This is a genomic window from Candidatus Villigracilis saccharophilus, from assembly GCF_016711665.1.
Genome location: NZ_JADJSO010000051.1, coordinates 26,701 through 35,364, shown reverse-complemented (window position 1 = coordinate 35,364; position 8,664 = coordinate 26,701). Strand labels below are relative to the sequence as shown.

The following is an 8,664-nucleotide window of genomic DNA, read 5'->3' as shown; positions in this document are numbered from 1 at the left end:
CGTGTGCAAACAGCGCGCGATATTCAAAACAAACGCTTTGCAAATGGAAAGTCGGCAGATATTGTCTGCAACGCGGATATGCGCATCGGGGAGATCAGGCAATTTTGTCAGTTGCAGGCCGAAGGTCAGAGTTTGATGCGCTCTGCGATGAGTCAACTTAATTTGTCAGCACGAGCTTATCATCGCATCTTGAAACTGGCGCGCACGATTGCAGACTTGGCAGGCAGTGAAGAGATACAGTCCGCGCATTTGGCAGAGGCATTACAATATGGAGGCCAAAGATCATGATGGAGTAAATATTTAAACCAAGACAAATACACGAATTGTTCTTCAGATTTCAAATAAGCCCAAGGATCTTCCACCAAGTCACTTCAATTGGAACGAGTACAATCAGTGCAACGATGGTTAAGCGGATACCATACTTCAATACATGACGGGTATCGTAGCCGCCGGGCTCCCTGTCCAAGCAGAATGGCAACATGCTGGAAGGGGAAAATATAATGAATGGCAACTGCTGTATAAATCAGCAATGCGGGGAATAACGGATTCCAGCCTGCTATCGTTGCGTAATGCACCAGCGGCGGGGCGACGATGGACATGCAAGCCAGCGCGCTGCCCAATACCATATGAACCAGCATAGTCGCCCCGCCAACCAGCGCAGCGAAAGCATACGGATTCTGAGATGGCGCGGCAGGCATGAGTACTTGAGTGAGCCATTCAGCCATACCGGTGGTTTTACTTACCGAGCCAATGGCAAACGCACCCATCACGAAAAATATGATGGGCCAATTGACGCCAGTGGAAATATCTTTGGCGTCCAGAATGTCGCCCACTTTCGGCAGCGAGAGTCCTATGACTACGATCAATGCCACCCATGCCGGGTCAAGGTGATGAATGAAATCGGTTGACCATAAGATCAGCGCGCTAACACCCACAACAAAGTGACAATCTCATCACGGCTCATGGGACCCAGCTTTTTGCTCGCGCTGGATGTCGATCCGGTCAATACGTACGGACCCGTCTGCTTGAAAATTAACAAATGCAGCCCCATCATCAACAGCGACGCCGTGATACCGGGGACGGCCATATACTTTGCCCAATCAAGCCAGCTCACATGTAACCCGCTAAAACCAACTGTGGCAATATTCAATGTAGAGTCGCCAGTCAATAAAATGGTAGAGGTGGCAGTAGTCGCAACAAAAACAGAAAGCCCGAGAGACGCCGCGTCTGCTTTATTCATTCCGGCTTTTGGATGATGGCGCGTATCAGTGACATCATCAACAACGCCCGCGGAAAAAGGATGCGGGATGAGAAAACTCAGCACAAAGCCAAGTACATAAGTCAGCACGATCAAACTGCGATATGAAGTGGCATAGCGGATCATAAAAGAAGTAGGGCGACGCGCTGCGCCAAGCCGGATTTGGTGACCGCAGCTGCGATCAGAAATGCGCCAATGATGAGCCACATCAACGGCAGAGTCCAGATATGAAAGACTACATCTGGTTCGGCCAACCCAAGCAGCAAATAGCCCAAGAGCATGAGCAGCGTTGAATACGCCGGCGGCACAACATTGAATACCCACCATATATCACAGTGAACAGGGTGACGACCAGCATTTTGCGTCCCGCAAGACTTAGGTCGCCGGGGAGTGGCATGAACCACAAACTGGTCGCCAGTGAGATGGATAAGAGCACCCCGATCAGTTTGCGATCCAGGTGAAAACCGCGCAAAAAACTCGCGCTACAGGCGAAGAAGCGAGTCAAGGAAGTCCAACACTTTCTTTACGTTTTGCGGGTTTCAAAGGCAGAGTCTGCATGCCGTGCGTTGGGAAGAAGTTCCAACGTGACTTTATCCGCACCGATCACATCCTTAGTTTTGCAGCCATATGACCGACTGCTGATGCGGCACGGTATCGTCTTGATCGCCATGTTGAATGAAAAACGGCGACGCTATGGAACGGATATAAGTTTCGGGATTTGCCCTATGAACCAGCTCTGGAATTTGAGTTATCTGCGCGCCAAGCAAGAGCGATTCCGGCGAGTTCGTGCCGTTGTGTGAAAACTCCACTGGTGGGGCAAAACCTGATTCAGCCAGCTGCTCATCCATTTTAAGAAAATCTGTGGGACCAAACCAATCCACCACGGCTTGAACATGGCAGGGCTGTTCAGGATTGCCGAGCGTTAAGTCTTCCAATTCAGAAGCCCATGCGGAGACACCCATCATCAAGGAAAGGTATCCACCCGCAGATCCTCCCCATGTTGCAATCTTTTGGATCGAATAAATAGTTTTCGCATTCGCGCGAATCCAGCGGATCGCGGCTTTGACATCATGGATCAACGCGGGGAATATTGCCTCAGCGCTCATGCGGTAATTAACGCCGATCAAAACATAATCGCGCTTTAAACTCTCAAGCATGGGAGTCAGTTGAACATCACGCTTATCTCCGCCCATGAACGCTCCGCCGTGAATGGAGACGATCACAGGGGAAAGGCCCATCGCCTTCTTCGGGCCAATAGATATCCAGTTTCTGTGTCGGTGAAGATTCAGCGTACGCAATATCAAACATCTTGCGGGTGATGTGATCCGTTTTGGCGGGCGGAACTTCAAATGGGAGTGCGTAATGTGGTTCGGTCATTGTATACCTTGATCATTAATAGTGACAGCCAAAACCTTATGCAGCCACTTTCGCGACTGTTTCTTTAGCCTTGCGGTTTTTCTGATAGACATCAAAGGCGACTGCGATCAAAAGAACAGAGCCTTTTACGACCGTTTGCGAAAAATCAGGGAAGTGGCAATTGCATGGCGTTGTTCAACACGCCGATGATCAACATACCCACCATCAAACCGGAAAACGTTGCCTTCTCCACCTTGAAGCTTACGCCACCCAAAAGTGCAGCAGTGAGACAGTCAAATTCAAGACCCTGACCGGTAATGGTCTGGCCGGCAAAAACTCTTGATAGCAGCAGAACTGTTGTGATCGATGAGATAAAACCGCAGATCATGAATAAGGTTACTTTCATTCTGGTGATATTCACACCTGCAAGGCGGGCGGCTTCTTCATTGCCGCCCAAGGCAAATATCTGTCGGCCAAAGTATGTCTTGGTCAGGATGAAAGATCCGATCAATGCCACAATGATCATAACGATGACCGGTACGGGGATTCCCCATACAAATCCCTGGCCAAACCAGCGGAAGGAATCCGGGAGATCCCATAATATTCCTGGATTGATTAATAATGTATCCCATGCCCTTAAATATTGCGGAGTACCCAAAGTAATAATAAGCGGATGGATATTTAGTTTTAATGCAGAGGAACCCATTGATCGCACCCAACCCGGTTCCAACAAGCAGAATCAGGGGAATTGCGACTGCAGGTGGCAGCTTCCAATCGACCATCATGATCGCCAAAAGGACATTGCTAAACACGATCTGGGAGCCGATGGAGAGATCAATACCGCCGCTGATCATCACGAACATCAAGCCGACGGCGCTAATCCCCGCAAATGAGATTTGGCGTATCATAGTACGAAGATTACCAACTGTCATGAAGTTCGGTGCAATAAATGTGAACAGAATTAACAAAAAAGATCAGAATCAGGAAAGGCACATTCTTTTGCAGGATTGATCCTAACCTAGCGCTAAATTTGTAGTTTAACCATTGCTTGATTGCTCATTCTTAATTCCTCCAAAAGTTAATGGATCCCCGATGCGAGGTCGAGAATATAATGCTGATTGAAATTCTCTTTTTGGACTTCTCCAGCCAATTCACCTTCGCACAAGACAATGATCCGGTCCGACATGCCCAATAATTCTTCCATATCAGAAGAGATCATCAAAATCGCAATTCCATTGTCAGCCAATTCAGTCATCAGGTGATAAATTTCCTGTTTGGCGCCAACATCAATCCCACGGGTGGGTTCATCAAAGATCAAAATGTCAGACTCAGCAGCCAAAGATTTGGCAAGCACCACTTTTTGTTGATTACCACCGCTTAGATTGATCACCTGTTGTAATAAGTTGGGAGTTTTTATATTGATACGTTCTTTGTATTTCTGCGCGATCTCATCTTCTTTTTGGTATTAACCACACCATAATTTGAGATGCGTCGAATGATCGGGAAACTGATGTTCCACTTGACAGCCATTTCAAGGAAAAGCCCCTGGCCCTTGCGGTCTTCAGTCAACAATCCAATTTTATGCTGGATTGCATCCAATGGAGAATTGATCCTAACAGGATATCCGTTGATCAAGATCTCTCCACTTTCCCTTGGAGCTGCGCCAAAGAGAAGTTGAGCCAATTCTGTTCGGCCAGCGCCAACCAATCCGGAGATTCCTAATATTTCACCTTTACGTACTGAAAATGAGATATTTCGATCCCCATTCCCGGTAAGGTTCTTTACTTCCAAAGCAACTTCACCGGGTGACTTTTTCCGTTGAGGATAACTTTCCTTTAATTCACGTCCCACCATCAGCGTGATCAAATTCCTGTCGGTTGGTCTCTTTCGTGTTTTGGTGGTGACGTAGCGCCCGTCACGCATAACACTGACGCGATCAGAGATGCGGAAGACTTCTTCCAAACGATGTGAAATATAAATGATCGTCACACCTTTTTGTTTTAACTGGTTGATGATATTGAACATCAACTCTACTTCTGAAACACTTAAAGGAGCAGAGGGTTCATCCATGATCAATATTTTCACATTCTTCGAGACTGCTTTGGCAATTTCGACGATCTGTTGTTCGGCAATCGAAAGTTCTTGCACCACGATGTGTGGATCAATTTTCACCCCAAACTGGTCCAGCACCTTGACCGCCTTTTTTTCAATTTCCTTGGCGCTAAACAATACCGATTTTTCACTTCTTTCACACAAATAAATATTCTCGGCAACTGATAATGTGGGAACCAGATTAAATTCCTGATAAATCACTTCCACACCAAGACTCCTGGAAAGAGAAGGAGACATCTTGGAATATTCATGTCCATTAATTATGATGATTCCGGATCGATGTCGATGGCTCCGCCACCGCTTTGATCAAGGTCGATTTGCCGGCGCCGTTCTCGCCCAACAAAGCGTGTACTTCCCCTTCTTGAAAACTGATCGAGACATTGTCCAGAGCCAGAACACCGGGATATTTTTTGGTGATTTTTTCCAGGGATAATACAACCTTGGCATCCATTCTTTTCACCTCAATATTTTAGTGAAGGGTCCCCCTACCCTTCACTATTTTTTACAAAACGCTATTTATTTGGCTGCAAGCGCGGCGAAATCGCAGTTGATCGGGTCCAATTGATCATTGATAATGTCGGGATATTCAACACCCTGCAGCATCTTCTTGATCTGTTCGTAGGTTGCCACGTCAAGAGCGGTACCACCGATGGCGACAAAACCCTTGTAAGGATCTTCGCAACTGGTGACAACCGGGATCATGGAAGGATCCATATCGCCTGCGAAAACGCCGTATTCGTCAATGTTCACACCGGGCAGCGCCTTGATGGCGTTCGCAATTCCCTGAGCATGGGCGGTAGATTGGCCAAGGAAAACTTTGACGTTTGGATTAGCCGTCAGGACATTCTCAGCAGCAGACTGACCGACAGGAATACTGTCACCAGTGATATCCAGTTGTGCAACAAGTTTAACCTGGGACAGATGTCGGTGATGGTGGAATAACCGCGATCGCGCTCGAACATGCCAACGGAGGAACTCGCGGCACCAACGATAGCAGTTTCAACACTTCCATCAGCAGCATCCGGGTACATGGCTTCAATGAAATCGCAAGCCATCTTGGCAACTTTTGTACCGTCTTCGTATTGGCTGGTGTGCATAATGGCATCAAATGGTGCCAATTTGGCGGGAGGAACACCCATGACCATGATGCCAGCAGCTTTGACTTGTTCAATAGCGGGGAGTAATTGATCGACCTCTCCGGCTGCCATAAGGTACATGAAATCAACTTTCATGGAAATACAGTTCTCGATCTGATCGAACTGTTGATTCAAACCACCTTCGTCAGCACCGTAGACATTAACTGTCACGCCATCAGCCTTGAATTGCTCAGTCACTGAGGTGGCAACGCCGTTCAAGAAAGGATTGGCGAGGGAAGGGATGATGTAGCAGACCGTTTTGCCATTGATATCAAAAGGCGATCCGGGTTGTGCAGGCACCATGGAAACAGTGGTGTCCTCAGATGCGGTTGCCGCAGGTGCTTCGGTTGCAGCGGGCGCCTCGGTGGCAGCCGTGATGGGCGCCTCAGTTGCTGGCGCTGCGGTCGTGACGGCAGGCTTGGCACCGCAGGCTGTCAACATGCTGCTCGCAAACATGAAAACTGCCAGAAGGATGGAAAGTGACTTTTTCATTTGATTCTTCTCCTTATTCATAGTGGGGGATTATGACCATTCAGGTTTTGGTCGTTGATAAAAGCATACCTTTTCACTTTCATCAAAGCAATTCCATTTTTGATACAATGTATTCCAAAATGGAATACATTGAGAGGCAGATACTATGGAACTAAAGCAGGTCACGTACTTTCTTACCGTAGCAGAGCTCGGCAGTTTTTCTGCTGCGGCTGACCATCTTTATATTTCACAGTCTTCGCTCTCCAAGCAGATCATGGCTTTGGAAAAGAATTGGGGATTGAACTCTTTGATCGCAGCAAGCGCAACATCGTTCTCACCGAGGCTGGGGCTACTTTTCGAAAACATGCACAGCGGCTTAATGACGAATACAAAGAAATGCTTGCCAATCTCAAGGAATACAAGCGCGCACCGTCACTCTCCATTGTTGCCATTCCGGTAATCGCCCAATATGGTATTACTTCATATATCGCTCAATTTCAGAGTGCCTTTCCCAACATCCAGCTCATGCTGGAAGAGCGTGAAGCTTCAACTATTTTGCCCGCCTTGAACGATCATCAGTTCGATCTCGCATTTGTCCGCGATAATTATCTGGATGTCGAACAGTACCACGTACTCGAAGTGGATCGTGATAAGTTCATGGTCACTTTATCTGTCAAGCATCCCCTGGCGACCCGTACATCAATCTCTTTATCCGAACTCGCCAATGAAAACTTTATCATGTTCGACAAAGGGACCATTGTCCATGAGTTGGCAGTGGATGTTTGTCGTCAAGCCGGCTTTGTTCCGCGTATTTTCTATGCCAGCCTACGCGTCGAAAGCATCCTTGGGCTGGTGGCGTCTCAATCCGGTATAGCGTTGATTATGGAAAAAATTTTTCAGTATCACAAACATCCGGATGTGATCGCGATTCCTCTAAGAGAGATTGTCGAAAGCAAAATCGTCCTGGTCTACCCAAGGGGCAAAAAACTCTCAATTCCTGCGAAGAACTTTTGGGAATTTATTCGAGAGTATCCAAGATAGGGGTATTTACGGTTAATCAGCGATACGGCGGTGACGGTGGGATTGGTCAGCCCCCCTATTAACCTTGGCGAACACTAGCATAGTTATTCACACGTTAAGCAAAAACAAAAACAGGAGATTAGAGAGCATCCCCTGACCTCCTGTTTGACCAAGAGAAAACAAAAAAAGGCTGCCGATATTAGGGCAGCCTCTTTTTGCTCAAATACTTTATTTCATGTACTTATCTAGGAAACTGATCATCAAGGCTATGTTTTCATCTGTTTCGAATTGGCTGCCGCCATGCCCCGCGCCTGCGAGCGAGGTGTAGGTTGCATCCAGGTTTGCGGCACTGAGCGCATCAGCCAACATTTTGGTGCTTTCAACCGGGACAGTGCAATCCTGGTCGCCTTTTTGGATTAAAAAGGGCGGAGTATCTTTGCTGATGTAAGTAATCGGATTGGATTTTTTGACCTGCTCAGGCACAGTTTGAATGGCAGCCCCGATATACGCTGATTCGAAGGAACTGGCATCATTATGTGTCTGGTCACTGGCAGAACAACCCTGCGCCTTGGCCTGGGCGTCCATCTGCAAAAAGTCAGTGGGGCCATACTGATTAATAACAGCCTGAACCGCTGAGGAAACCCCGGCATTCCCCAGGCTGGCATCATCATAATCGCTAATATTGCCGGTTACACCCACCATAGCGGCGATGTTGCCTCCTGCAGATTGACCGAAGACGGCGATCTTCTCCGGGTTGAGGTTGTATTGGGCAGCATTGGCGCGCAAGAAACGCACAGCCGCCTTGGCATCTTGAACTGCGGCGGGAAAAATAGCCTCACCGGAAAGGCGATAATCGATCGAAGCCACAGCATAACCGGCATTCAGCAGGGCTTTCCCTGTTGTTTCGCTTAACATGCCTTTGTCACCGAATTTAAATCCACCACCGTGGATGTTAATTACCAACGGGAAAGGCCCCGCGCCGGTGGTTGGGATGTACAAATCCATTTTCTGGGTGGCAGAAACGGGGGCGTAGACCAAATCTTTGTAATTTGGTTCAACCGAAAAAGCAACGGGAGCACCGCCCTGGGGCAAGGCGGGCATGGCACCCGCTGGCGCAACGGCGGCTGGCGCGGATGCTGTAGCCGTTGGTGTGCTGCCACAGCCAGTGACGCTGAGCAAAACCAACAACACTAGTGAAAGAACGGACATTTTGGAAATTTGGGATAACTTGAATGTTGACATACTTTTCTCCTGGAAAGTTTTATTGTGATGTTTTGAACTATACCAATCGAATCTGAAGGAAATCTCAAG

At 47.8% G+C, this 8,664-nt stretch carries 12 protein-coding genes and 1 pseudogene; 2 read left to right on the top strand and 11 right to left on the bottom strand.

Annotated elements, in window-relative coordinates:
• Positions 1-288, top strand: a pseudogene (locus IPL17_RS16220) (magnesium chelatase); the annotation flags it as partial.
• A gap of 83 nt (positions 289-371) precedes the next feature.
• Here the strand turns inward: IPL17_RS16220 and IPL17_RS16215 are convergent.
• The 10 genes from IPL17_RS16215 to IPL17_RS16170 all read right to left on the bottom strand — a co-directional run bounded on the left by IPL17_RS16215 (position 372) and on the right by IPL17_RS16170 (position 6,354).
• Entirely contained in the window at positions 372-935 is a 564-nt protein-coding gene (locus IPL17_RS16215; protein WP_345308122.1) for an SLC13 family permease, read from the bottom strand.
• Positions 917-1,384: an anion permease gene (locus IPL17_RS16210; RefSeq protein ID WP_345308121.1), complete on the bottom strand. Its 468-nt coding sequence runs from the start codon at positions 1,382-1,384 to the stop codon at positions 917-919. The genes IPL17_RS16215 and IPL17_RS16210 overlap by 19 nt, the downstream gene beginning before the upstream one ends.
• The gene (locus IPL17_RS16205; RefSeq protein WP_345308120.1) at positions 1,381-1,539 is read right to left on the bottom strand and encodes a hypothetical protein; all 159 of its coding nucleotides are present in this window, start codon (positions 1,537-1,539) and stop codon (positions 1,381-1,383) included. Before IPL17_RS16205 ends, IPL17_RS16210 begins: the two co-directional genes overlap by 4 nt.
• A gap of 330 nt (positions 1,540-1,869) precedes the next feature.
• Positions 1,870-2,496, bottom strand: a complete 627-nt coding sequence (locus IPL17_RS16200; protein WP_345308119.1) for an alpha/beta hydrolase — start codon at positions 2,494-2,496, stop codon at positions 1,870-1,872.
• A gap of 284 nt (positions 2,497-2,780) precedes the next feature.
• On the bottom strand, positions 2,781-3,320 hold the full coding sequence (locus IPL17_RS16195) for an ABC transporter permease (protein WP_345308118.1): 540 nt from the start codon (positions 3,318-3,320) through the stop codon (positions 2,781-2,783).
• Positions 3,321-3,692: 372 nt separating this feature from the next.
• Positions 3,693-4,004 carry an ATP-binding cassette domain-containing protein gene (locus IPL17_RS16190; protein WP_345308117.1) on the bottom strand — a complete coding sequence of 104 codons (312 nt, stop codon included), beginning with the start codon at positions 4,002-4,004 and terminating at the stop codon, positions 3,693-3,695.
• Positions 4,005-4,027: 23 nt separating this feature from the next.
• Positions 4,028-4,963, bottom strand: a complete 936-nt coding sequence (locus IPL17_RS16185; RefSeq protein WP_345308116.1) for a sugar ABC transporter ATP-binding protein — start codon at positions 4,961-4,963, stop codon at positions 4,028-4,030.
• A gap of 19 nt (positions 4,964-4,982) precedes the next feature.
• The gene (locus IPL17_RS16180) at positions 4,983-5,177 is read right to left on the bottom strand and encodes an ATP-binding cassette domain-containing protein (protein WP_345308115.1); all 195 of its coding nucleotides are present in this window, start codon (positions 5,175-5,177) and stop codon (positions 4,983-4,985) included.
• 65 nt (positions 5,178-5,242) lie between these two features.
• Positions 5,243-5,476, bottom strand: a complete 234-nt coding sequence (locus IPL17_RS16175) for a hypothetical protein (RefSeq protein ID WP_345308114.1) — start codon at positions 5,474-5,476, stop codon at positions 5,243-5,245.
• Between the two features lie 86 nt (positions 5,477-5,562).
• Positions 5,563-6,354 carry a substrate-binding domain-containing protein gene (locus tag IPL17_RS16170; RefSeq protein ID WP_345308113.1) on the bottom strand — a complete coding sequence of 264 codons (792 nt, stop codon included), beginning with the start codon at positions 6,352-6,354 and terminating at the stop codon, positions 5,563-5,565.
• Between the two features lie 270 nt (positions 6,355-6,624).
• Between IPL17_RS16170 and IPL17_RS16165 the strand changes: the two genes are divergently transcribed.
• A complete protein-coding gene (locus IPL17_RS16165; protein WP_345308112.1) occupies positions 6,625-7,374 on the top strand; it encodes a LysR substrate-binding domain-containing protein in 750 nt (249 codons plus the stop codon).
• A 207-nt stretch (positions 7,375-7,581) separates the two neighbouring features.
• On the opposite strand, the gene IPL17_RS16160 is transcribed toward IPL17_RS16165, so the two are convergent.
• Complete coding sequence (locus tag IPL17_RS16160) at positions 7,582-8,595, bottom strand: alpha/beta hydrolase (protein ID WP_345308111.1); 1,014 nt, start codon at positions 8,593-8,595, stop codon at positions 7,582-7,584.
• Between the last annotated feature and the right edge of the window lie 69 nt (positions 8,596-8,664).

What these genes read in the sequence shown, in the direction of transcription:
- IPL17_RS16210 (WP_345308121.1), bottom strand. Translation starts at nt 1,384, where the DNA reads ATGATCCGCTATGCCACTTCATATCGCAGTTTGATCGTGCTGACTTAT.
- IPL17_RS16205 (WP_345308120.1), bottom strand. Translation starts at nt 1,539, where the DNA reads ATGCTCTTGGGCTATTTGCTGCTTGGGTTGGCCGAACCAGATGTAGTC.
- IPL17_RS16200 (WP_345308119.1), bottom strand. Translation starts at nt 2,496, where the DNA reads ATGGGCCTTTCCCCTGTGATCGTCTCCATTCACGGCGGAGCGTTCATG.
- IPL17_RS16195 (WP_345308118.1), bottom strand. Translation starts at nt 3,320, where the DNA reads ATGGGTTCCTCTGCATTAAAACTAAATATCCATCCGCTTATTATTACT.
- IPL17_RS16185 (WP_345308116.1), bottom strand. Translation starts at nt 4,963, where the DNA reads ATGTCTCCTTCTCTTTCCAGGAGTCTTGGTGTGGAAGTGATTTATCAG.
- IPL17_RS16180 (WP_345308115.1), bottom strand. Translation starts at nt 5,177, where the DNA reads ATGGATGCCAAGGTTGTATTATCCCTGGAAAAAATCACCAAAAAATAT.
- IPL17_RS16170 (WP_345308113.1), bottom strand. Translation starts at nt 6,354, where the DNA reads ATGAAAAAGTCACTTTCCATCCTTCTGGCAGTTTTCATGTTTGCGAGC.
- IPL17_RS16160 (WP_345308111.1), bottom strand. Translation starts at nt 8,595, where the DNA reads ATGTCAACATTCAAGTTATCCCAAATTTCCAAAATGTCCGTTCTTTCA.